The following is a 21,443-nucleotide window of genomic DNA, read 5'->3' as shown; positions in this document are numbered from 1 at the left end:
GCACATGGACCAGACACATGCTTCGTCGCCCCTGGCGGGTGCCGTGCATGACCTGGCAACAGAGGTGGTCCTCGCTCTTCGGAGCGGGGACCACCTCGCCACGGTGTGCGGCGCGGCGGGAATCGACGAGGAGAATCGGACCGGAATCGCGGCGGTACGGGTCATCGGGGCCGACCTGCTGCTGCCGAGTGTTCTGTACGGACGTCATCCGCATCCGGGGGACGTCGCCGTACTCGACCGGGCGGTACGGGAATTCCCGCCCAAGCCCGACGCTCCGGCCGCCACGGCCTGGAGCCACTGGCACATGATCTCCACGCTCCAGCGGATGGCGCCGCCCGCACCGGGAGCGGCCGCCCCCGGCCCGTACGCGGAGCCGGACGCCGCCTGGCTGGAGGAGGCCCCCTGGCAGGCGTTCACCCACCAGCTGTCGGTCCTCGCACCGCTCGCCGTCCCGGCCGCCCCGTCGGCCGTGCGGCGGGCCGCGGCGAACCGCGCCGTCGACCTGGCGCGCGGCTTCGTGCGCGCGGTGCGGCGGCGCGACTGGCTCCAGGCGGCGGGCGCGGGCCGCTGGCTCGCGGCGATCGGCGGCGAACCGGCCTCCCTGGGCCTGGACCGCGGCCTGGACTTCGTCGAGCTGATGGGCGGGCACGACCCGCGGGTGACCCTGCATGTGCGGGCCGCCCGGCTGATGGGCGAGGCGGGGGTCCGGTGACGACGACCGCGACCCAGGACCCGCAGGGCCGCTCCGGGCCGGGACCGGGCCCGGAGGGCCGCCCGGCCCGCGAGCGCGGCTCCTTCCCCGGGGCCGCGCTCGCGGTGCTCCCCGGCGTCCTGAGCTCCGCCCTCGCCTGGACCGACGCGCACCGCCCGCGCTTCGCGCTCCCCGACGACGTCCTGGAGCCCCACACCCAGGTCAACGCCACGCTGAAGCCCCTGGGCGAACTGGCCCAGCTCTGCTCGACGATCCGCCGCACGACCGCGCCCGGCACCCCCGAGCACGAGAGGGCCGGGGACCTCGTCGCGTACGCCTGGGAGCAGGTCCACGAGGGCGCACTGCTCCTGGAGCTGCTGCGCGCCGAGCCGTTCGCCGCGTACCCGTACGAGATCTACGCCGCCTTCGCGGGGTACGGGCTGCGCCACGAGGGCTTCGAGGCGCTGGCCCGCCCGCTCACCGCGACCCGCGCCTGGGCCCACACCGAGCAGCACGCCAACCGTCAGCTGGGGCTGGTCAACTCCGAGCGGCGGGTGGGGGTGGTGACCCACACGGACGCGGGCGGTGTGCTGTCCCGGACCTGGCTGGGCGGTCTGTCCGAGCCGTGGATGTTCGAGGGCCCCTCCGGCTACGCGCTGACCCACACCGTCTTCCACCTCACCGACTGGGGCCGGATGCCCGACCGGGTGCCGGGGAGGATCGACGGCTATCTGCGGACCTGGCTGCCCGCGTGGGCGGACGGCTGCCTGGAGAGCGGCCAGTGGGACCTGACCGGCGAGCTGCTGGCGGTGGCCGCGTCGCTGCCGGGCCCGGCTCCGGCGGAGCTGCTGGACGCGGTCTGGCCGGTGCTGGCCGACGTCCAGCATCCGACCGGCTGCGTCCCGGAGACGGGTGTGCCGGCCGAGGACCCGTCGCCCGACCCGTACCCCTTCATCGACTGCTACCACTCCACGCTGGTGACGGCCTTCGCGGCGGCCCTGTCCCTCGACTCACTGCGGCGGGCAGGCGAGCGGACAGACGAGCGGACCGGCACCCGGGCCGACGAACAGACCCGCGAACAGACCCGCGAGCAGACGCGCGAGCAGACCGGCGAGCAGACCCGCGAAACGACTCCCGGCCGGGAAAGGCACACCCCATGAGCAGCGGCACCACCACCGGCATCCAGCAGATCCACGACGTCGGGGCGAAGGCCCTGGGCTGGCTGTACGAACACCGCGAGGGCTTCCGGCTGGAGGCGGATCCGTCCCCGGAGGCGGGGATGCTGGACCGGTTCAAGCCGCTGGGCGAGCTGGCGCTGATCGGGAAGGTCATCTTCCGCGAGGGGGTGGCCGGCTCGCAGCAGTCCTCCCTCGCCCACAAGCTCCTGGACCACGCCTGGCACGAGCTGCTGGGCTCCGGGAAACGGCTGCTGGAGGGCCAGCGGCGCGAACCGCTCTCCCCGGTGCCGCTGGAGGTCTACGTACCGTTCCGGGAGCTGGGCTACCGGCAGCCGGACCTGGAGTCCGCGATCCGGCTCAACCACCGCCTGGCCAGCTGGGCGGCGCTGGAGGTGCTGCCGGTGCGGCGGCTCGGCCTCAGCGCCATCGAGCGGCGGTTCGGGGTGGAGCCGAGCGTTCCGGAGACGGCGGCGCTGGCCCACACCTGGCTGGCGCACCGGGCCGAGCCGTGGACGGTCGAGGGACACATCGGCTACGACATCACGCACACGGTCTTCCACCTCACCGACTGGGGCGAGAAACCGGCCGGGCTCCCCACCGACATCGCGGAGTACCTGACCCTCTGGCTGCCGGTCTGGCTGGACGACTGGCTGGACCTGAAGCGCTGGGACCTGCTCGGCGAGCTGCTGGTGGTCGACGCCTGCCTGCCCGAACCGACGCTGGACCCGGCGGCCTGGGCCGGGTTCGCGCAGGCCCAGGAGCCGGACGGGGCGATGCCGGTGGTCGGCGGGATGCCGGAGGGGGACGCGGAGTCGGTGTTCGACCTGGTCTACCACCCGACGCTGGTCGCCGCGTTCGCCTCCGCGCTGGCGATGTCCCGCGCCCTGTCCGGCCTCTCCGCCTCCCCGGCCCCGGCATGACGGACACGACGGCGGCCCCGGTGACCGCCCCCGGCTCCCCGGCCGCCACCGCCCGCCTCCTGGCCGAGGCGGCGCGGGCCGTCGACGCGCCCGACCTGGTGCTGGCGGTCAGCCGGAACGGGGTGCGCACCGTGCACACCGGCGGGAGCGCGGAGCCGGGCCCGGTCCCCCGCGACCTCCTGGCCTACGAGCTGGGCTCGGCGTCGAAGCCGTACGCGGGGCTGCTGCTGGCCCGGCTGGTGGCACAGGGCCGGGTGCGCTACGAGGACCGGGCGGCGGACCTGCTGGCCCCCGGCTTCCCGGTGCACCCGGCGGTACGCCGGATCACCCTGCGCCACCTGGTCACCCACACCTCGGGGCTGCCGGGCCTGCCCGCCGACTTCTACCCGCAGGCGGTGCCCCGCTGGTCGACCGACCCGTACGGCGGCTACCGGGCCGACCGGGTGGTCCGGGCCTTCCTGCGGGCCCGCCCGCGTCACCGCCCCGGCACCCGCTGGCACTACTCGAACTTCGCCGTCTCGGTCCTCGGCCACACCCTGGTGGCGGCCACCGGAACCCCGTGGGAGGTCCTGCTGCACCAGCAGGTGCTGGCCCCGCTGGGCCTGGGCGCGACCCGGTTGCGGACGTGCCCCGACGGCACGGACGCGGTGGGTCACCGCCGGGACGGCACCCCGGTGCCCGCGCTGGACACCGGCGGCTTCGGGGCGGCGGGCGCGGTCCGGGCGACGCCGCTGGACCTGCTGACGTTCCTGGAGGCGCATGCGGGCGTGGCGGACACGCCCGGCACCCGGGACGCGGCGTTCACGGAACGGGCGCTCACGGACCCGACGTCGGCAGACCTGGCGTCGGCAGACCTGGCGTTCACGGAACGGGCGTCGACCGATTCGGCGTTGCCTGGATGGGAAGCGTCGGCAGGTGGCGCACCCTTGGACCCCGCGCTGGCCGGCCCGCTGGCGGAGGTGCAGCGCCCGGTGCTGCGACGCGGATGGCGGCACGCTCACACCCACACGCTCACCTGGTTCCACCACCCGTCCCCGTACGGCCCGGTCCTCTTCCACGCCGGGGCGACGCTCGGCCAGCAGGCGTTCCTGGGCTTCCGCCCGGGGACGGGGCTCGCGGTGGCGGCGACGGCGACGCGGCGGGTGCACCGGGCGGACACGTTCGTGGCGACGGCGTACGACCTGCTGACCCGGACACCCTGAGCGCCGGGGGAGATGCGGGTGCCGACCGCGATCCCGGCGACGTCGACAGGCGGCAGGCGGCAGGCGGCAGGCGGCAGGCGGCAGGCGGCAGGCGGCAACGCAGTGGGCACCACCGCACGCACCACCGCACGCACCACCGGCATCCGGCATCCGGCATCCGGCATCCGGCATCCGGCATCCGGCATCCGGCAAGAGGGCACCACAGCAGGCACCGCCGCGGCCGCCACAGCAGGCACACACAGCCGCAGCCAGGGCCGTGCGGCCCGCAGTGGGCACCCCACGGCCGCCCCGCCCGTACGCGCAAAGCCTTCGGGCTGCTCCCGGCCGCCCCGCCCGTACGCGCTAAGCCTTCGGGCCGCTCCCGGCCGCCTTCTCCGCGTTCTTGGCGGCGACCTTCTCTGCGTTCTTGGCGGCGACCACCGCGTCGAACACGTCCCGCTTCGGCAGCCCGGCCGCGGCGGCGACGGCGGCGATGGCCTCCTTGCGCCGCTCCCCCGCCTCCTCGCGCACCCGTACGCGCCGCACCAGTTCCTCGGCGTCCAGTTCCTCGGGCCCGGAGTCGGCCGCGCCCTCGACGACGACGGTGATCTCGCCGCGTACCCCGTCCCCGGCCCACACCGCCAGCTCACCGAGGGGGCCGCGCTTGACCTCCTCGTACGTCTTGGTCAGCTCGCGGCAGACGGCGGCGCGGCGCTCGGCGCCGAAGACCTCCGCCATGGCGGCGAGGGTGTCGTCGAGCCGGTGGGGGGCCTCGAAGAAGACCATGGTGCGCCGCTCGTCGGCGTTCTCGCGGAGCCGGGAGAGCCGTTCACCGGCCTTGCGCGGCAGGAAACCCTCGAAACAGAACCGGTCGACGGGCAGCCCGGACAGGGCGAGGGCGGTGAGTACGGCGCTCGGCCCGGGGACGGCGGTGACCCGGATGTCCTGCTCCACGGCGGCGGCGACGAGCCGGTACCCGGGATCGGAGACGGACGGCATCCCGGCATCCGTGACGAGCAGCACGCGCGCACCGCCGGTGAGGGCCTCCACCAGCTCCGGCGTCCGGGCGGACTCGTTCCCCTCGAAGTAGGAGACGACACGCCCCGAGGTGTGGATGCCGAGCGCCTGGGTGAGACGGCGCAGCCGCCGGGTGTCCTCGGCGGCGACGACGTCGGCCCGCTCCAGTTCGGCGGCGAGGCGGGGCGGGGCGTCCGCCACATCGCCGATGGGGGTCCCTGCGAGCACGAGCGTTCCAGTCGTTCCAGTCACAACAGCCATCCTCGCAGCACGGGCAACACCCTTCGCACAGGTGCGTTCCCTACGATGGCGCGGTGACGAGTACCGCACCCGAGACCCAGCGGGGCCACGACGCCGGGGACGCGCCCGGCGAACAGCCGACCTCCTGGCAACGGCGGCTGCGCCGCTTCGGCCATGTACCGCGCCCGGAGACCTCGCTCCGCGACCGGCTGGACCCGCCGTACACGCGGCCCGGACGGCAGGTGTGGTCGGTGCTCGCGATCCCTCCGCACATGGCCGACCGGCTCGTGCGCTGGTCCGGCTGGGGCGGCCCGCTGCTGGTGACACTCGTCGCGGGCCTGCTGCGCTTCTGGAAGCTGGACCGGCCGCACGCGGTGATATTCGACGAGACGTACTACGCGAAGGACGCGTGGGCGCTGGTCAACCAGGGGTACGAGGGGTCCTGGCCCAAGGACGTCGACAAGCAGATCCTGAACGACCCGTCCTCCGTCCCGATCCCGACCGACCCGGGTTATGTGGTGCACCCGCCGGTCGGCAAGTGGATCATCGGCTTCGGTGAGCAGCTGTTCGGCTTCACGCCGTTCGGCTGGCGGTTCATGGTGGCGGTGCTCGGGACGCTCTCGGTCCTCCTGCTCTGCCGGATCGGCCGGCGCCTGTTCCGCTCGACGTTCCTGGGCTGCCTGGCGGGTCTGCTGCTCGCGGTGGACGGTCTGCACTTCGTGATGAGCCGGACCGCGCTGCTGGACCTGATCGTCATGTTCTTCGTGCTGGCGGCGTTCGGCTGCCTGGTGGTGGACCGGGACCACGCCCGTCGCAGGCTGGCCGGCGCGCTGCCGGTGGACGAGGAGGGCGTGCTGCGCCCGCACGCCCGGGTGGCGGAGACGCTGCGCCTGGGGTGGCGGCCGTGGCGTCTCGCGGCGGGCGTGATGCTGGGTCTGGCCTTCGCCACGAAGTGGAACGGCCTGTACGTCCTGGCCGCGTTCGGCCTGATGACGGTGGTGTGGGACGTGGGGGCCCGGCGGACGGCCGGGGCCGTGCACCCGTACCAGGCCGTGCTGCGCCGCGACCTGATCCCCGCCTTCGTCTCCACGGTGCCGGTCGCGATCGTCACGTACGTCGTGTCCTGGACCGGCTGGATCGTCACGGACAAGGGCTACTACCGCGACTGGGCGGCCACCGAGGGCAAGGACTCCTCCTGGAGCTGGCTGTTCCCGGACTGGCTGCGCAGCCTGTGGCACTACGAGAACCAGGTGTACGACTTCCACGTCGGCCTGACCTCGGGCCACACGTACGAGTCCAACCCCTGGAGCTGGCTGGTCCTGGGCCGCCCCGTCTCCTACTTCTACGAGGAACAAACGGGCTGCGCGGAGTCGTCCACGGGCAAGTGCGCCGCCGAGGTCCTGGCCATCGGCACCCCGCTCCTGTGGTGGCTGGCGACCTTCGCCCTCGCGTACGTGCTGTGGCGCTGGTTCTTCCGCCGCGACTGGCGGGCGGGCGCGATCGCCTGCGGGGTGACGGCGGGCTGGCTGCCCTGGTTCTTCTACCAGGAGCGGACCATCTTCCTCTTCTACGCGGTGGTGTTCGTCCCGTTCCTCTGCCTGGCGGTCAGCATGATGCTGGGCGCGATCGCGGGCCCGGCGGCAGGCACGGGCGCCCGCGCCGAACTGGGCCTCACCGCCCACGACCCCACCGGCGAACGCCGCCGCACCCTGGGGGCGATCGCGGTGGGCGTGCTGGTGCTCCTCGTCATCTGGAACTTCATCTACTTCTGGCCGCTCTACACCGGGACGTCGATCCCGGAGGACCTGTGGCGGGACCGGATGTGGCTGGATACGTGGGTGTAGCGGGGAGAACGGCGGGCCCGGCACCTGATGGTGCCGGGCCCGGTCGGTGACGGTGCCCGATGGACCGTCACCTGACGTCCCACAGGCGGCTCCCTCGGCGCCGTCGCCCTTCATGTGCCATCTATGCGCAATCAGGCTTCTTCGACGTCCGAACACGCCACGCGCACAAGGCTGTCGGGAAGATCCGCGAAAGTATCCCCGGCGGGTCCTGACGGGCCTAACGTCTGCGCTATGGACGGGCAGTGGGCAGTAGTCGTAGGGGCGGCGCTCGGCGCCAGCGGGGCCGTCGTCGGAGCCCTCACCAGCTGGGCCAGCGCCCGTCTCCAAGCACGCGCTCACGTCGAAGTGGCCCAGCTGCAACAGAGCGCCGCTCATGCCGCTGAGACCACAGCGCGCAGGCGCGCGGCCTACTCCGATCTGATCCTGTCCGTTGATGCTGCACGCCGCCAGATGCGGATCGTGCGGCAGCACGTGCACACCTCTGCCCCGGGTGTGGACGAGCTCCGGGCCGAGCAAGCCACCGTCCACGATCGGATACGGGAGATGCAGGCGGCTGAATGGGTCCTGCGGCTCATGCTGCCCGACGACGAACAGACAGCCGTCACTGATCTCACGAACGCCGTCTACACCAGCCATCATGCGCTGATCGAGGATGTTGACGCGTGGTTGGAGCAAGCGCCGACAGACGGAGCGCGCACGCCGAGTGGAACACCCCGCTATGACGGAAGGACCTCCGCCCTGCAATCTCAGATGATGAGTTTCGCCGGTTCCGCGCATGCCCGCCTGTACACCTGACGTAGCCGTCCGGACGGCCTGACGGCCCGGAGACGGCCCGGCGTAGCCATCAGGGTCAAGGGGCATCTGGTCCGCTAGATGGCCTCCGAGGTAGAGCGCGAGAGACCTCGTCCAGCTCTGGCCACTCTCCACCCGGACGTCGATCCCGGAGGACCTGTGGCGGGACCGGATGTGGCTGGATACGTGGGTGTAGCGGGGAGAACGCGAACATGCGGGCGGGCCGCGACGACTACACGTCGCGGCCCGCCCGCATTTCACGGAATTCCGCCTCACCGGCAGAATTCCCGCTTTTCCGGGAGCGGCGGCTCAGAAGAAGTGCTTTCGCCCGCCGACGGCACGGCCGGTCGCACCCAGAATCCACAGGATGGCCCCGACCAGGATGAGGATTCCACCTATCGTCGTCAGCAGCCCCATGCCGACGAGCAGGCCGATGATCAGCAGAATAAGCCCAAGAATGATCATTTTTCGTTTCCCATCGTCAAGTCGGTTCAGACGCGTATGCGCCTGCACTCCACAACGGCCTCGTGCACCCCACCGGAATGTCCCGGCTCCGAATATCGCCAGGATCTCGTTGCGAAGATCCGTGTTCCCAGCAATTCGGCTCTCACACACGCCGCCCACACAGATCTTCGAAAACCCTCTCGCGATCGCGCACCGGAGGCCCGCAGCCCCCGGCGGCACCGGGGGCTGCGGGGCCGCCCCGTCATCGAAGGGAGACCCGCCAGAGAGCGCTTTCCAGCCAAGCATTCCGGTCCGGTAACAACCCCCTCGCCGCCTGCCGCAATCCCTTAGGGTTCCTCACAGTTGCCCCTTGAACGCGTTCAAGGGGGCTCCTGGGGAGGGGGGACTGCGAGATGCGCAGTGGAGCGAAGGTCGGCGTCGTCGGCGGCGCGTTCGTACTGGTGGCCGGCGGGATCGGTTACGGGGCGTACAGCATGCTCGGGGACACGGGCGGCGGGGGCGGTGCGGGTACGCAGAGCGCGTCCGAGTCGTCGAAGGTGAGGACGGGGCCGCCGAGTGCGGAGGAGATAGCGGAGACCTCGAAGGAGTTCTTCGAGGCGTGGGCGGCCGGGGACGCGTCGGCCGCGGCCCTCCTGACGAACAACGAGGCAGGCGCGGAGCCGGTGCTCGCCTCGTACGGCGAGGACGCCCACATCGGCAAGGTGAAGATCACTCCAGGCCCGGCGACCGGCACGAAGGTCCCGTACACGGTCAAGGCCACCGTCGCGTACGAGGGGAAGTCGAAGCCCCTGTCGTACGCCTCGGAGCTGACGGTCGTCCGCGGCCTGACGACGGGCAAGGCCCTGGTGGACTGGGAGCCGACCGTCGTGCATCCGCAGCTGACGGAGGGCGCGACGCTGAAGACGGGCGAGTCCTCGACTCCGGCGATCGAGGCGGTCGACCGCAACGGGACGGTGCTGACGAAGGAGAAGTACCCCTCGCTGGGGCCGGTCCTGGACACCCTGCGCAAGAAGTACGGGGAGAGCGCGGGCGGCTCGGCCGGCATCGAGACCTGGATCGAGCCCGCCGACGCGTCCCAGCCGGACGTCAACCTGCTGACCCTGGCCGAGGGCAAGCCCGGCAAGGTCCGGACGACGCTCGACGCGAACACGCAGGCGGCGGCCGAGCGGGCGGTGAAGAAGTTCTCGGAGGCGTCGGTGGTCGCGGTGAAGCCGTCGACGGGGGCGATCCGCGCGGTGGCCAACAATCCGGTGACCGAGTTCAACGTGGCGCTCCAGGGCAAGCAGGCGCCCGGCTCGACGCTGAAGATCGTCACGGCCGCGATGCTGCTGGAGAAGGGGCTCGTCACGGCGAACGGGGCGGCCGAGTGCCCGCCAGACGTCAGGTACTACACCCGTACGTTCCACAACCTGGACCACTTCGCTCTGCCGGACGGCTCCACCTTCACCCAGAGCTTCGCCAAGTCCTGCAACACCGCCTTCATCAAGCTGATCGACGACACGAAGGACGACGCCGCCCTGCCCAGGATCGCCCGGGAGGTCTTCGGGATCGGCCTGAACTGGCAGACCGGTGTGGTCACCACGGACGGCAGCGTGCCGGAGGAGGTGGGTGGCGAGGCGGCCGCCCAGTACATCGGGCAGGGCACCGTCCAGATGAACGTCCTCAACATGGCGTCCATCACCGCGACGGCCCGCACCGGCACCTTCCGCCAGCCCGTCATCGTCCCGCAGTCCCTGAACGACCGGGAGCTGGCGAAGGCCTCGCGCTCGCTGTCGCCGTCCGTCACCCAGCAGCTGAACACGATGATGCGCGCCACGGCCGCCTGGGGCACCGGCGCGAAGGCCATGGCAGGCGTCGGCGGCGACAAGGGCGCGAAGACCGGTTCGGCGGAGGTGGGCGGGCAGGCCACGTCGAACAGCTGGTTCACCGGCTTCAGCAACGACCTCGCGGCGGCGGCGGTCGTCCAGGCCGGCGGCCACGGCGGCGACGCGGCGGGCCCGGTCGTGGCGGAGGTGCTGAAGGCGGGCGGCTGAGACCGGAACCGACACGCGCCGGGTGCCGGGGACCGCGCCCGCGCCCGCGCCCGCGCCGGGGCATCCGGGTCGCACGGCCCGCCGCGTCCCCGAGCACGCCGACCGCAGACCGCAGACCGCAGACCGGATCAGGCTGGGTCGGGCTGGGTCAGATCGGAGCGGGGCAGCGCGGGGCACGTCAGGGCGAGTCAGAGCCGGGCGGGGCGAGGCAAGGCCGGACGGGACGGGTCAGAGCCGGGCGAGGCAAGGCAAGGCGGGCCTCAGAGGTCGTCCACGTCGACGAGCCCGTCCTGGACCGCTCGGGCCACCAGGCTCGCCTTCGTGCGCGCGGGGCGGCCCACGTTCGCGTACTTGATCCGCACACGGTCCAGGTACGAGTTGACCGTCCGCACGGAGATGCCGAGGCGCTGCGCGACCAGCTCCTTCGACTCGGACTGGAACCACTCGATCAGCACGTTCTCCTCGCGCGAGGAGAGCTGCGGGCGGTCCGCACGGGCGTTCGCGCCCAGCGCGCCGGCCAGCGCGGGCGGCATGTAGGGCCGCTCGTCGGCTGCCGCCAGCGTCGCCTCGACCAGGTGCTCCTGGCCCTCGCTCTTGGTCAGGAAGGTCGCGGCTCCGAGATCCAGGCAGGTGAGCGCGGTCTTCTCGTCGTCCCGCATCGAGTAGACGATCACCTGCCGTCCGGCGTCGACAAGTCTCCGGAGACTGCTGAAGGCGGGGACGGTCTCGCCCAGCTGCAGATCCAGGACCACCACATCGGCCGCGCTGCCCGGAGCCGTCCAGGCCTCCCGGACGGAGGCTCCCGCCGCGACCACGGTGATGGGCCGTGGTGAAGCGCCGTACCACATCTCCACGCCCGAGAGGATGGCGGGATGATCGTCGATGACGACCACGCTGACCGGTATGTCGTCGCTCATGGCAGGTCAACTCCTGATGGCACCGGTCTGCTCCAACTCGCTTCTGCCCACACGCTTTCACCGTGTCTGGTTCTTACCACGGACACCCGCCGGTCCGCGCCACGGCCGGGCGACGGGACGGCCGCCGGCCCGGTGCGCTCGTCCGCGCAGTCGACGCCCACGACGCTCACCCGGACCGCGCCGGGGGTCCAGACGACCGTCACGCGGGCGGCCGAGCGGGTACGTCCCAGAGTCACCGCCACCGGGTCGACCAGCTCCCTGCGTATCTCCACCGGCACCTCGCCCGGCCGGCCGCGCACGGCCAGGCTCACCTTCACCCCCTGGTGTTCGGCGACCTCGACGCAGGCCCGCAGCTCGTTCAGGAGCGGGTCGGCGACGGCGTCGCCTTCGGCGAACAGGCGGCGCATACGGGTGCCTTCCACACCGCATCGCAGTCTGACCTCCTCGTCGTGCGGGCTCAGCACACCGTGGCCGAGGCCCACCAGCAGCGGCACCGTCGTCGCCGTCAGCGCGCGGTAGCGCTCCTTGTGGTCGTTCTGCAGGTGCTCGTGGATACGTTCCCGGGTCCGCAGTTCCTCCTCCCGCGCGGCCGCCGAGCCCGCCGCCGGCGCCGTGTCGCGCAGCAGACGGGTCATCAGGACGCCGACGGAGAGCTGGAGGCCGCAGCTGCCGACCGTGGCGATCCCCAGGACGGCCGCCTCGGCCGCGGTCGGCGTCCCGTGCCAGAACACGGCGGCCGCGTTGATCCCGATGTGCGCCCCGAGGAAGGCCGCGTACACCCTGACCCGCAGGTCCGCCAGCAGGAACAGCGCGTGCCAGCCGACCACTCCGAACGCCCAGTCCGCCGGGCCCGTCGCGTGATGCGGCGGAAGCGTGTACGCGCTCACCGCCGACGCGGCCAGGACCGCACCCAGGCACCAGCCGCGCACCGCCGGCGGGATCCGCCTGCCACGCAGCAGGGAGGCGCCCCCGGTCGCCGCCACGGCGACGAGGCAGACGAAGCCAGCGTCCTGCGCCCACGCGGGGTCGTAGACACCCTGGTGGGCCAGGAGCCGGCGCAGCGAGATGGTGAACTGCCAGACCAGGCAGATCAGCAGGGCAACCAGCTGGGCCCCGTAGAGGAGCTGTCCGCGGATGAAGCGGATCGCGGCCGTGTGCTGCGCCGGGGTGCGCGGCGGGCGCGGTACGCCCGTGTGCTGCTCCCCGTTCCCGGTCCGCGGCGCCCGGTCCCGGCCCCGGTCCTGCCAGTGCCACTGCACGCGGGTTCCGGCGCCCGGACGCGAGGTGACGGTCACGGTGCCGCCGACCGCGCGCATCCTGCCGACGATGGAGCCGGAGATGCCCCGGCGCCGCGCCGGTACGGTGTCCGGGTCGAAACCCCTTCCCCTGTCGGACAGTTCGACGAGGACACCGTTCGCCCCCTCCCGCCACGCGCTGAGTTCCGCCTCCCGCACCCCGGCGTGGCGTGACACATTGGTGACGGCTTCCCGGACACCGTTGAACATCGCGAGCCCCGGGCCGGACGGCATCGTGAGCGGGCCCTCGATACGCGTCGTGAGCCGCACCCTGGCCCGCCCCTCCCCCTCGGGCACACAGCGCAGAAGCGCCGCGAGGTCGACACTCCCCGTCTCGAAACCGGGCATGGCGGACAGCGCCTCCAGATCCTGCCTGGCCCGCGGGGGAAGCCACGACCAGTCCTGGCTGTCGCCCTGGGAGACCATCAGCAGGGTCGCGCTGGCCGTGTCGTGCAAGGTCGCCAGGTACTCGCGCTCGGTCGCCCGCCGTGCCGCCGCGACATCGGCCTCCCGGCGCAGGGCCGCTCTCACCGCGGCCGACCGGTCGGCCGCCCTGGCCCGCGCCCGGACGATGAGGTACCCCGCCCTCGACAGCCCCACCTGGATCAGCATGCGTACCAGGGGCACCAGGTCGGGGGCCTGCGCGGGCGAGGAGAGCAGGTCCCCCAGCACGCAGGCGACGCCTCCCGCCACCGCCAGGGCGGCCCCGGCCACCGGACGCCTCGCCCACTCGAACTGGAACGCGATGACGCTGATGCCGACGGCCACTTCCACCATCGCGTTCGCGCCCTCACCCCCGAGGGCCGGCTGAGACAGTCCCACCAGCAGCACCAGCGCCGCGTCCAGTGTCCAGAGCAGCGCCGACGGGAGCGGCCGGCGAAGCGCCCACAGGCGCACACCGCAGGCCAGGGCGGCGGGTGCCAGCAGCGACACCGCCGCACCCACATCCGCGTCATCCACGTCACCCGCCCAGACGAGGCCCAGGACACCGCACAGACCGACCACGGCGGACCGGAGCCACACCCCGTACCGCTCGACGGTCCGGTTCACCAGGCGCTCGCTGTTTCCCTCGTGCCCCCCACCCCGCATGGGGGTGAGGTTAGTTGCCCGGCGAACGAGTGGCACCGGATGTGGGGCGAACGACCGTCACACCCCCCGACCGGGCCGGGCTAACGTCCCGGCGAGAACCACACACGAAGACGGGGAATCGGGGAAACCTTTCATGCAGAGAACTCAGAGGCGGTTCACGCTGCTTCTCGCCGCGGCGCTGTCAGCTGTCCTCACCATGCTCGCCGTCGCACCGGCCGGTGCGGCGGGCAAGCCGTCCCGGTCGAACGGCACCGGCAACCGGGTCATCTTCGTCCACGGGCACGCCCCCTTCGGCAAGCACGACTGCACCAAGACGTTCAGCGCCGCCCGCAAGCACTTCACGAACAAGAAGTGGAAGGGGAACCTGCTCACCTTCGGCTACTACTCGGGCAACACGAAGTGCTCGGCCAATGTCACCGGCAGCCGTGACACGGCCATCAAGGACGTGGCCAAGAAGTTCGCGAACTACGTCTCCAGGAACTACACCTCGAAGAACATCAAGGTCGACGTCGTCGCCCACTCCATGGGCGGTCTGGTCGTCCGCGCCGCACTGCACTACACCCACCAGGGCGCCGCGGGCTTCCCGAAGAAGCTCTACATCGAGGACGTCGTCACGCTCGGCACCCCGCATGCCGGAATCACCAAGAGCAGGGCGGTCCTCTGCGGAAAGGCCCGGCAGTGCACGGACATGAAGCCGGGGAGCAGTTTCCTCAAGGCGCTCGGGAACAAGATGCCGAGCACCACCAGGAACGGCAACATGAGCACTGACTGGACCACGGTGTCCTCGTTCGACGACGGAACCGTCACCGAGTCCTCCGGCATCGCCGGCACCGCGGACCACGAGGTCCAGTACAAGGCCGGGATCAACCACGGCGAGCTCATCACGACCACCTCCGGCAGCCACAACGGCCGGATCAAGTACTCCACGAAGTGGACCAGCTTCCACAAGCGCGTCTCGCCCGTGGAACAGGCACGCCTGGCCGTGTTCTGGCACGCCACGACCTGATATCCGCTGAACCGCGGAGCGCGGATGCGGTGCGGTCGCCCCGGGCGGGGCGGCCGCACCGCTGCCGTCGTGGGGCACCCGAGGCGCACGGCCCGCTGCCGTGGAGGGCCACCCGGTCTCGCGGCCCGCTGCCGTCGTGGGGCACCCGAGGCGCACGGCCCGCTGCCGTGGCGGGCCACCCGGTCTCCCAGCCCGCTGCCGTGGCTGGCCACCCGGTCTCACATCCCGCTGCCGTGGAGGGGCATCCAGGTCGCACGGTCCGCTGCCGTGCCGCGTCACCCGGCGGAACTCCCTCGCGTGCATCATGCACGGACCGCTAGCGTGCAGCCATGAGCGCACCCGAAACCGCGGAGACGACTCCCGCCGCCCCCGCCTCCCCCGCCCACCCCCGCTTCGCGGAGGCGCCGGCCGAGCTGGGCCTCCGGGGCGGGGCGCGCCGCTCGGGGGCGACGGTCGCGGATGTGCGCGAGACCTCCGAGTGACCCCGCTGGTCGCCCTCGCGGTCCTCGTGGCCGCGATCACGCACGCCGGCTGGAACGCCATCGCCCACGCGATCAAGGACCAGCTGCTCTCCTTCACCCTGATCTCCGGCGGCGGCCTGCTGATCGGCGCGGCCCTGGCCCTGTTCGCCCCGTTCCCGGCGGCGGACGCCTGGCCGTACCTCCTGGTCTCGGCCGTGCTGCACGTGGCGTACATGCTGCTGCTGATGCGTTCGTTCACGCTGGGCGACTTCGGCCAGATGTACCCGATCGCCCGGGGCACGGCCCCGCTGGTGGTGACGGTGCTGGCGGCGGTGTTCGTCGGCGAGCGTCCGGACGCCTGGGCCGCGGCGGGCGTGGCGGTGGCGTCGGCCGGGCTGGTCGGCCTGGCCCTGTGGGGCATCCGGGGCTCCGGGAAGCGCCCGCACTGGCCGGCGATCGTGGCGGCCCTCGGCACGGGCCTGGCCATCGCGGGTTACACCACGGTGGACGGGGCCGGGGTCCGCGCGTCCGGCACCCCGCTGGGCTACGTCGCGTGGCTGATGATCCTGGAGGGCCTGGCGATCCCGGCGTACGCGTACTACCGCCGCCGCGCCGCACTGCGCACGCAACTGAGGCCGTACGCGGTCCGCGGCCTGCTCGGCGCGGCGCTGTCGGTGATCGCGTACGGCCTGGTGCTCTGGGCCCAGACGAGGGGGCCGCTCGCCCCGATCGCGGCGCTGCGCGAGTCGTCGATCATCGTGGGCGCGGCGATCGGCACGCTGTTCTTCAAGGAGCGTTTCGGGGCTCCGCGGATCGCGGCCGCGGGGCTGATGGTGGTGGGCATCGGGCTGATGCTGCACACGAGTTGATGCCCCCCGCTCCTCCGTACGGGGAGGGGCGAGGGGCATCGGGAGCTGCTGGGATCAGACGGTCGCCTTCGTCGTCTCGTCGTCCGTGTCTCCGCCGGTCGTGCCGGAGCCGCCGGCCTTCCGGACCCGCACGTACTCGACGAAGCTGTTCAGCTCGCGCTTGACGATGGGGGCGAGGAGGTACAGGCCGATGATGTTGATCACGGCGAGGGTGAAGAGCACCGCGTCGGCCAGGTCGATGAGGGTCTGCAGGGTGAGCAGGGACCCGGCGACGGCGAACAGGGTGTAGAGGGCCTTGTAGACGGTCTCACTGGTACGGCTGCGGCCGAAGAGGTGCGTCCATGCCTTGAGGCCGTAGTAACCCCAGGTGAGCACCGTGGAGAAGGCGAAGAGGATCACCGCGATGGTCAGGATGTACGGGAACCAGGGCAGCACCGTCTCGAACGCGTCCGAGGTGATCGTCACGCCGCCGATGGACTCGCCGGAGCGGGCCTCGCCCCAGCTGGCGGGGTTGGCGATGACGATGGTCAGGGCGGTCATGGTGCAGACGATGACCGTGTCGATGAACGGCTCCAGCAGGGCGACCAGGCCCTCGCTCGCGGGGTGCTTGGTCTTGACCGCGGAGTGGGCGATCGGGGCGGAGCCGAGACCGGCCTCGTTGGAGAACGCGGCGCGCTTGAAGCCGATGATCAGCGCACCGAGGATGCCGCCCGCGACGCCTTCGGGGTTGAAGGCGCCCTCGATGATCGTGCCGATCGCGGCGGGCACGGCGGTGACGTTGACCAGGATGACCACGAGGCACGCGGCGATGTAGATGCCGGCCATGGCGGGGATGAGCCGGCTGGTGACGGAGGCGATGGAGCGGATGCCGCCGAGCAGGACGATGCCGACGAGCGCGGCGACGAGGATGCCGAAGAAGAGCGCCCCGCCGGAGGAGCCCATCGCGCCGTCCTCACCGCCGGTGACGGAGACGAGCTGCGCGTAGGACTGGTTGACCTGGAAGAGGTTTCCGCCGAAGAGCCCGAAGAAGAGGATCATGATCGAGGCGAGGACGGCGAGGACCTTGCCGAGGGACTTGCCGTTCTTCCCGAAGCGCTCGGCGAGCCCCTTGGGCAGGTAGTGCATCGGCCCGCCGGAGACGGTGCCGTCGGCGTGGATCTCGCGGTACTTCACGCCGAGGGTGACCTCGACGAACTTGGTGGCCATGCCGAGCAGGCCGCAGAGGATCATCCAGAAGGTGGCTCCGGCGCCGCCGATGGAGACGGCGACGGCCACACCGGCGATGTTGCCGAGGCCGACCGTGCCGGACACGGCGGCGGTCAGCGCCTGGAAGTGGTTGACCTCGCCGGCGGAGTCCTTGTCGTCGTACTTGCCGCGTACGACGTCCACGGCCAGACGGAACTTGCGCACCTGGACGAAGCCGAACCAGCCGGTGAAGACCAGGCCCGCGAGCACCAGCCAGGTGACGATGAGCGGCACCTCCGCCCCGGCGATGGTGACGGAGAAGAAGACGATGTCGCCCAGCCAGCCGGCTATGGGCTCGAAGAACCCGCTGACGGCTTCGTCGATGTTCTCGGTGATGGAGTCGAGTGACACGTTGGCTACCTCGATGGCGATGGAGCGGCGGACTTGGGGGTGCCTTCGCCGGTCGGTGTGCGATGGGGGGATGAGCGAACGTCGTTGTCCGGTTCGGTGACCTGGTGTGTCACGCGGTACGGACGACGACGCTGATCACCCTGGTCTGGCTGCCGGATCGGATCCGGCGCTTCGCCTCGGTGGTCCTGCCACCTGCGAAGTTGGGCATTTCTACCACGGTGTTCACCGAACGTTTAGTGAGCTGGGTCACATTATGCAGAATCGGCGCTGAAGTCACTGCAGAGGTGACGGCATCGTTATGCGGGGCGCGAGATACGTTTATCGGACACCTATCGGAGGGCGGAGCACTCCCCGCTCGTCTACCCCGTCGGACCCCGGGCAGACGCGCTCGTTCACGTCACGTGTCCGTCGTACGCGCGGCGCAGAACTCCCGCACCGCACCGAGGACCGCTTCCGGTGACTCGTCGAGCAGGAGATGCCCCGCCCCGTCGATCACTCTGACCTCCGCCCCGAGCCGGCGCCGGGCGCCCGGCCCCAGGATCTGCGGGGGCAGAAACGGGTCGTAGCGTCCCGAGACGGCCAACGTGGGTACGGAACGCCGCAGTTGGAGCAGACCGGACGGAAGGGGAGGCGGAGCGAGACTGCTGCGGCAGCAGCGTCCGACCAACGCCATCCACTCCCCCAGATCACCGGGCACCCGCCCCTGCCCCGGAGCGGCCATGCGACGGACCAGCGCCGTCGAACGCGCCGGAGTGGGCCGCAGCAGCCAGGGGACGGTGGCGGCCAGGACGGTGGCGGGGACCCTCAGCCGGACGATGCCCGCGCTGGAGAGCAGCACCCGGCCGACGATCTGCGGGGCGTCACAGGCGAGCGCCACGGCTCCCCCCAGGGAATGCCCCACGACGACGACCGGCCCCGGCGCCACGTGCGCGAGCGCCTCGCCGAGCCACCTGCCGTACCAGGACATGCGCCGCGTGCGAGGCCGCCGACCCTCGCTGAGCCCCGGCTGACCAGGCAGGTCGAGGCTTGCGGGAGACGTTCGTCCGGCCGGTCCGACCGCGAACTCCGCGGCTGTCTCAGGTCACCGAGCGGCCCGACCGCCCGGCGATCCTGCGGATCATGTCCAGGAGCAGCAATACGGCGTGCAGGACCAGGACCACGACCGCCAGCGTCAGGCAGACCCGTGCCGCACCCCAGGACCCGGCAGCGACGGCGCGCGCGTACGACGCCACCCAGGGCCCTGCGCTTCCCAGGTCCCAGACGGGTCGCTGCGGGAAGTCAGCGCTGACCAGCTCGCTCACGGACCAGCTCGAAACGGCGAGCACCGTCAGGCCGAAGGCCGCGATCGCAAGCCTTCCCAGAACCGGACGTCGCTTCAGCACCTCGCTCATGACCCCGCTCATGCCCTCCCCTTCGTCAGCGCCGGTCACTATACGGACCGCCGCACGCTCGAACCGCCGCACGCTCCGGCCGCCGGACACTCGGACCGCAGCAGGCTCCGACCGCCGCACCGGGCCGGATGCCCGCTGCGGCACCAAGCTCGGCGCGCCCCTGCGACACCCGCCCCAGCCGGTCCCGCGCAGGACGGTGCGGGCGGAGATCGGCCTCGTACGGTGACGCCCCGGCCGGGTCGCGCGCGGGCGCGATCCGGGACGGCCCCACCGGGTCGTGCGTCGGCGCGACCCACGGCGGCGCGACGTCAACTACCCAAAGAACCAGGAGAAAGAACCCCACCCGACCCACCCCCGGTGGTCATCCGACGGACGCGCGGGGGCTGTCCGGGCTCCATCACTCACATGGGTGACATTTCCCAACTCGGCTCGCTTTTGAGCAGGTTGCCCGGCATATGCTCACGCCAGAACACACCCCACACATACGTCGGCCCCCGACCGGGACTGCCATCCCACCCGAGGGCCTGACCACCAAGGAAGAACGGACTTCCCCGATGGATACCCAGCAGAATACTGCCCTGACCCGCGCCCTGGCAGAGGTTCCCGGACCTCTCCCCACCCGTGGCGTCATCCACGTCGTCATCCCGCACACCGACCGCTTCACCGTCGTCGGCAACCACCTCGCCCAGCACCCCGACCTCAGCTGCACCGCCATCGGGATCGCCGTACTCATCCAGTCCCTGCCCCAGGGAACCGAAGTCAGCATCAAGGCACTCGCCGCCCGCTGCCGCGAAGGCGAGAAACGCATCGCCGCCGCCCTCCGCGAACTCGAAGCCCACGGCTACCTCCAACGCATCCGCCACCGGCTCACCGACAAGAAAGTCATCACCCGCACCGTCTTCTGCAACCAACCCACCGCTCTCCCACACCCCCACCACCCGGCAGCACAGCCACACCCACGAACCACCGCGCCGGCGGACGCGGCCGTACGTGGGCCCGCCCGGGTGGCCGTCGCCGCGCCGGTACGGGTCGACGTGCCCGTGGCCGTCCCGGCCCCCGTCCCGGCACCCGTCCCCGTATCCGCGTCCGTACCGGCGGCTGCGCCTCCCGCGCAGAAGGCCACCCCGGCACCGCCCGCGCCGGGGACCACCACAGCACCGCCCGTGCCGGGTCCCCCTTCGCCGCCGCCCGCGCCGGGGACCTCCCCCACACCGCCCGTGTCTCCCCCGCCTCCGCCCCCGCTCTTCGTACCGCGCGTCCCGCCCCCGACCGCGCCCAAGCCGCCGCGTCGCCCTCTCCCCCGGCCTGGCGAGCTCACCCCGGAGCTGGACCGCGCGGCCACCGCGTTCCTCAGCGATCTGCACCGCCACGCACCCCAGTTCACCCTCTCCGAGGACGACGTCAGGCGGCTGGTCCCGGGAGTGGCGGCCTGGCTCGAACGCGCGGCCCGTCCGGACGGCATGCGCCGTGCCCTCACCGACGACCCGCCGCACCCCCTCAAGCACCCGGCCAAGCTGCTCACCTACCGCCTCACCGAGCTGCTGCCGCCCGCGCCTCCCGGCGCCGACGACCTCGCCACGCTCGCCCGCCCCCGCGTCACCGTCACGCCCTTCCAGACCTGCGACGACTGCGACCGCGCCTTCCGCTCCCCCGCCCCCGGCCACTGCCGCGACTGCCGCGAAACCCGCGCCGCCCACGCACAGGCCGCAGTCTGAACGACCGCGCGCCGAGATCACCGGGTGCGCGAGGCCCCCGCCACCACGAGGTTCCGCATCGGGCTCAGCGGCCGGCCGTTGCCTCCCAGTCGCGGCGGAGCAGGCCGAAGACCCAGGAGTCGGAGACGTCGCCGTTGACGACGCAGTCCTCGCGGAGGGTGCCCTCACGGACGAAGCCGAGCTTCTCCAGGACCCGGGCGGACCCCGCGTTACGGGTGTCGGTCTCGGCCTGGACGCGGTTCAGGTCCAGGGTGTCGTACGCCCACCGCAGCACCGCGTGCGCGGTCTCCGTGGCGTAGCCGTTGCCCCACGCGGCGGCGTCGAAGACGTAGCACAGGGACGCGCTGCGGAAGTCCGGGTTCCAGTGGAACAGGCCGCACCAGCCGATGAACGAGCCGTCGGAGACGCGCTCGATGGCCAGCCGCGCCCCCGAGCCCTCCTCCTCGATCCTCCGGCAGGTCGCGAGGAAGCTCTGGAAGCGGGCCGGATCGGTCCACGGCGGAGAGTCCCAGTACCGCAGCACGTGGGCGTCGCTCTGCAGTGCGTAGAGCGGTGCCGCGTCGGCGTCGGTGAACGGCCGCAGCCGCAGGCGCTCGGTCGTCAACTCAGGGGTGGGCAGGGTCATGCGGGCATCCTGCCGCGCGCCGACCGCCCCTCGCCATTCGTTTTTGATGCCGGTCGGCCGCAGGCCCGCAGGGCAACCGGGAGCAGGTGCCTCCCTGCCCCTCAGCCCGCCCCTGCTT

General features: G+C 72.1%; 19 protein-coding genes. 11 read left to right on the top strand and 8 right to left on the bottom strand.

Translation table 11 applies throughout. The annotated features are described in order from the left end of the window. The first annotated feature begins 4 nt into the window (after positions 1-4). The 4 genes from KME66_RS20705 to KME66_RS20690 are packed head-to-tail and all read left to right on the top strand — an operon-like array spanning position 5 to position 3,991. Positions 5-712 carry a hypothetical protein gene (locus KME66_RS20705; RefSeq protein WP_216324669.1) on the top strand — a complete coding sequence of 236 codons (708 nt, stop codon included), beginning with the start codon at positions 5-7 and terminating at the stop codon, positions 710-712. Further along, positions 709-1,851, top strand: a complete 1,143-nt coding sequence (locus KME66_RS20700; protein ID WP_216324666.1) for a hypothetical protein — start codon at positions 709-711, stop codon at positions 1,849-1,851. The genes KME66_RS20705 and KME66_RS20700 overlap by 4 nt, the downstream gene beginning before the upstream one ends. Then, positions 1,848-2,789 (top strand): hypothetical protein, encoded by a 942-nt coding sequence (locus KME66_RS20695; protein WP_216324663.1) that lies wholly within the window; start codon positions 1,848-1,850, stop codon positions 2,787-2,789. The genes KME66_RS20700 and KME66_RS20695 overlap by 4 nt, the downstream gene beginning before the upstream one ends. Continuing rightward, entirely contained in the window at positions 2,786-3,991 is a 1,206-nt protein-coding gene (locus KME66_RS20690) for a serine hydrolase (protein WP_216324660.1), read from the top strand. Before KME66_RS20695 ends, KME66_RS20690 begins: the two co-directional genes overlap by 4 nt. A 342-nt stretch (positions 3,992-4,333) precedes the next feature. On the opposite strand, the gene rsmI is transcribed toward KME66_RS20690, so the two are convergent. Beyond that, entirely contained in the window at positions 4,334-5,248 is a 915-nt protein-coding gene (gene rsmI / locus KME66_RS20685; RefSeq protein ID WP_216324657.1) for a 16S rRNA (cytidine(1402)-2'-O)-methyltransferase, read from the bottom strand. Between the two features lie 53 nt (positions 5,249-5,301). On the opposite strand from rsmI, the gene KME66_RS20680 reads away from it, so the two are divergent. Both KME66_RS20680 and KME66_RS20675 read left to right on the top strand, forming a co-directional pair. Continuing rightward, positions 5,302-7,071, top strand: a complete 1,770-nt coding sequence (locus KME66_RS20680; protein WP_216324654.1) for a phospholipid carrier-dependent glycosyltransferase — start codon at positions 5,302-5,304, stop codon at positions 7,069-7,071. 231 nt (positions 7,072-7,302) lie between these two features. Further along, complete coding sequence (locus KME66_RS20675; RefSeq protein ID WP_216324640.1) at positions 7,303-7,866, top strand: hypothetical protein; 564 nt, start codon at positions 7,303-7,305, stop codon at positions 7,864-7,866. Positions 7,867-8,172: 306 nt separating this feature from the next. Here KME66_RS20675 and KME66_RS20670 read toward each other — a convergent pair whose 3' ends face one another. Then, the gene (locus KME66_RS20670) at positions 8,173-8,328 is read right to left on the bottom strand and encodes a hypothetical protein (RefSeq protein ID WP_010059700.1); all 156 of its coding nucleotides are present in this window, start codon (positions 8,326-8,328) and stop codon (positions 8,173-8,175) included. Positions 8,329-8,720: 392 nt separating this feature from the next. Here KME66_RS20670 and KME66_RS20665 point away from each other — a divergent pair, with 392 nt between their 5' ends. Beyond that, entirely contained in the window at positions 8,721-10,361 is a 1,641-nt protein-coding gene (locus KME66_RS20665) for a penicillin-binding transpeptidase domain-containing protein (protein ID WP_216324637.1), read from the top strand. Positions 10,362-10,621: 260 nt separating this feature from the next. Here the strand turns inward: KME66_RS20665 and KME66_RS20660 are convergent, their stop codons facing one another. Together KME66_RS20660 and KME66_RS20655 are read right to left on the bottom strand one after the other, a co-directional pair. Further along, positions 10,622-11,278, bottom strand: coding sequence for a response regulator transcription factor (locus KME66_RS20660; RefSeq protein ID WP_073225279.1), 657 nt, complete (start codon positions 11,276-11,278; stop codon positions 10,622-10,624). Continuing rightward, positions 11,275-13,662 (bottom strand): ATP-binding protein, encoded by a 2,388-nt coding sequence (locus KME66_RS20655; protein ID WP_253208431.1) that lies wholly within the window; start codon positions 13,660-13,662, stop codon positions 11,275-11,277. The genes KME66_RS20660 and KME66_RS20655 overlap by 4 nt, the downstream gene beginning before the upstream one ends. A 133-nt stretch (positions 13,663-13,795) precedes the next feature. Here KME66_RS20655 and KME66_RS20650 point away from each other — a divergent pair, with 133 nt between their 5' ends. The 3 genes from KME66_RS20650 to KME66_RS20640 all read left to right on the top strand — a co-directional run bounded on the left by KME66_RS20650 (position 13,796) and on the right by KME66_RS20640 (position 15,998). Next, the gene (locus KME66_RS20650) at positions 13,796-14,668 is read left to right on the top strand and encodes a hypothetical protein (RefSeq protein ID WP_253208430.1); all 873 of its coding nucleotides are present in this window, start codon (positions 13,796-13,798) and stop codon (positions 14,666-14,668) included. 329 nt (positions 14,669-14,997) lie between these two features. After that, complete coding sequence (locus tag KME66_RS34055; protein WP_253208429.1) at positions 14,998-15,150, top strand: hypothetical protein; 153 nt, start codon at positions 14,998-15,000, stop codon at positions 15,148-15,150. Continuing rightward, positions 15,147-15,998, top strand: a complete 852-nt coding sequence (locus KME66_RS20640; protein ID WP_216324634.1) for an EamA family transporter — start codon at positions 15,147-15,149, stop codon at positions 15,996-15,998. The genes KME66_RS34055 and KME66_RS20640 overlap by 4 nt, the downstream gene beginning before the upstream one ends. 54 nt (positions 15,999-16,052) lie before the next feature. Here the strand turns inward: KME66_RS20640 and KME66_RS20635 are convergent, their stop codons facing one another. The 3 genes from KME66_RS20635 to KME66_RS20625 form a co-directional block, all read right to left on the bottom strand. Further along, positions 16,053-17,594, bottom strand: coding sequence for a sodium:alanine symporter family protein (locus KME66_RS20635; protein WP_073225272.1), 1,542 nt, complete (start codon positions 17,592-17,594; stop codon positions 16,053-16,055). Positions 17,595-17,991: 397 nt separating this feature from the next. Beyond that, positions 17,992-18,612: an alpha/beta hydrolase gene (locus KME66_RS20630; protein ID WP_253208606.1), complete on the bottom strand. Its 621-nt coding sequence runs from the start codon at positions 18,610-18,612 to the stop codon at positions 17,992-17,994. A 58-nt stretch (positions 18,613-18,670) separates the two neighbouring features. After that, positions 18,671-18,997: a hypothetical protein gene (locus tag KME66_RS20625; RefSeq protein ID WP_216324631.1), complete on the bottom strand. Its 327-nt coding sequence runs from the start codon at positions 18,995-18,997 to the stop codon at positions 18,671-18,673. 542 nt (positions 18,998-19,539) lie between these two features. Here KME66_RS20625 and KME66_RS20620 point away from each other — a divergent pair. After that, positions 19,540-20,700 carry a helix-turn-helix domain-containing protein gene (locus tag KME66_RS20620; protein ID WP_216324628.1) on the top strand — a complete coding sequence of 387 codons (1,161 nt, stop codon included), beginning with the start codon at positions 19,540-19,542 and terminating at the stop codon, positions 20,698-20,700. Between the two features lie 64 nt (positions 20,701-20,764). On the opposite strand, the gene KME66_RS20615 is transcribed toward KME66_RS20620, so the two are convergent. Continuing rightward, positions 20,765-21,325, bottom strand: a complete 561-nt coding sequence (locus KME66_RS20615) for a GNAT family protein (RefSeq protein ID WP_216324625.1) — start codon at positions 21,323-21,325, stop codon at positions 20,765-20,767. Positions 21,326-21,443 lie beyond the last annotated feature (118 nt).

Origin of the sequence: Streptomyces sp. YPW6 (assembly GCF_018866325.1) — a bacterium.
In the GTDB taxonomy this organism is placed as follows: domain Bacteria; phylum Actinomycetota; class Actinomycetes; order Streptomycetales; family Streptomycetaceae; genus Streptomyces.
Note: the sequence above shows the minus strand (reverse complement) of the source record. Positions and strands in the feature narration are given on the sequence as shown.

Bases quoted from the DNA above. Each gene is read 5' to 3' on its own strand.
- KME66_RS20705 (WP_216324669.1), top strand. From the start codon at position 5: ATGGACCAGACACATGCTTCGTCGCCCCTGGCGGGTGCCGTGCATGAC.
- KME66_RS20695 (WP_216324663.1), top strand. From the start codon at position 1,848: ATGAGCAGCGGCACCACCACCGGCATCCAGCAGATCCACGACGTCGGG.
- KME66_RS20690 (WP_216324660.1), top strand. From the start codon at position 2,786: ATGACGGACACGACGGCGGCCCCGGTGACCGCCCCCGGCTCCCCGGCC.
- rsmI (WP_216324657.1), bottom strand. From the start codon at position 5,248: ATGGCTGTTGTGACTGGAACGACTGGAACGCTCGTGCTCGCAGGGACC.
- KME66_RS20675 (WP_216324640.1), top strand. From the start codon at position 7,303: ATGGACGGGCAGTGGGCAGTAGTCGTAGGGGCGGCGCTCGGCGCCAGC.
- KME66_RS20670 (WP_010059700.1), bottom strand. From the start codon at position 8,328: ATGATCATTCTTGGGCTTATTCTGCTGATCATCGGCCTGCTCGTCGGC.
- KME66_RS20665 (WP_216324637.1), top strand. From the start codon at position 8,721: ATGCGCAGTGGAGCGAAGGTCGGCGTCGTCGGCGGCGCGTTCGTACTG.
- KME66_RS20660 (WP_073225279.1), bottom strand. From the start codon at position 11,278: ATGAGCGACGACATACCGGTCAGCGTGGTCGTCATCGACGATCATCCC.
- KME66_RS20655 (WP_253208431.1), bottom strand. From the start codon at position 13,662: ATGCGGGGTGGGGGGCACGAGGGAAACAGCGAGCGCCTGGTGAACCGG.
- KME66_RS20650 (WP_253208430.1), top strand. From the start codon at position 13,796: ATGCAGAGAACTCAGAGGCGGTTCACGCTGCTTCTCGCCGCGGCGCTG.
- KME66_RS34055 (WP_253208429.1), top strand. From the start codon at position 14,998: ATGAGCGCACCCGAAACCGCGGAGACGACTCCCGCCGCCCCCGCCTCC.
- KME66_RS20625 (WP_216324631.1), bottom strand. From the start codon at position 18,997: ATGAGCGGGGTCATGAGCGAGGTGCTGAAGCGACGTCCGGTTCTGGGA.
- KME66_RS20620 (WP_216324628.1), top strand. From the start codon at position 19,540: ATGGATACCCAGCAGAATACTGCCCTGACCCGCGCCCTGGCAGAGGTT.
- KME66_RS20615 (WP_216324625.1), bottom strand. From the start codon at position 21,325: ATGACCCTGCCCACCCCTGAGTTGACGACCGAGCGCCTGCGGCTGCGG.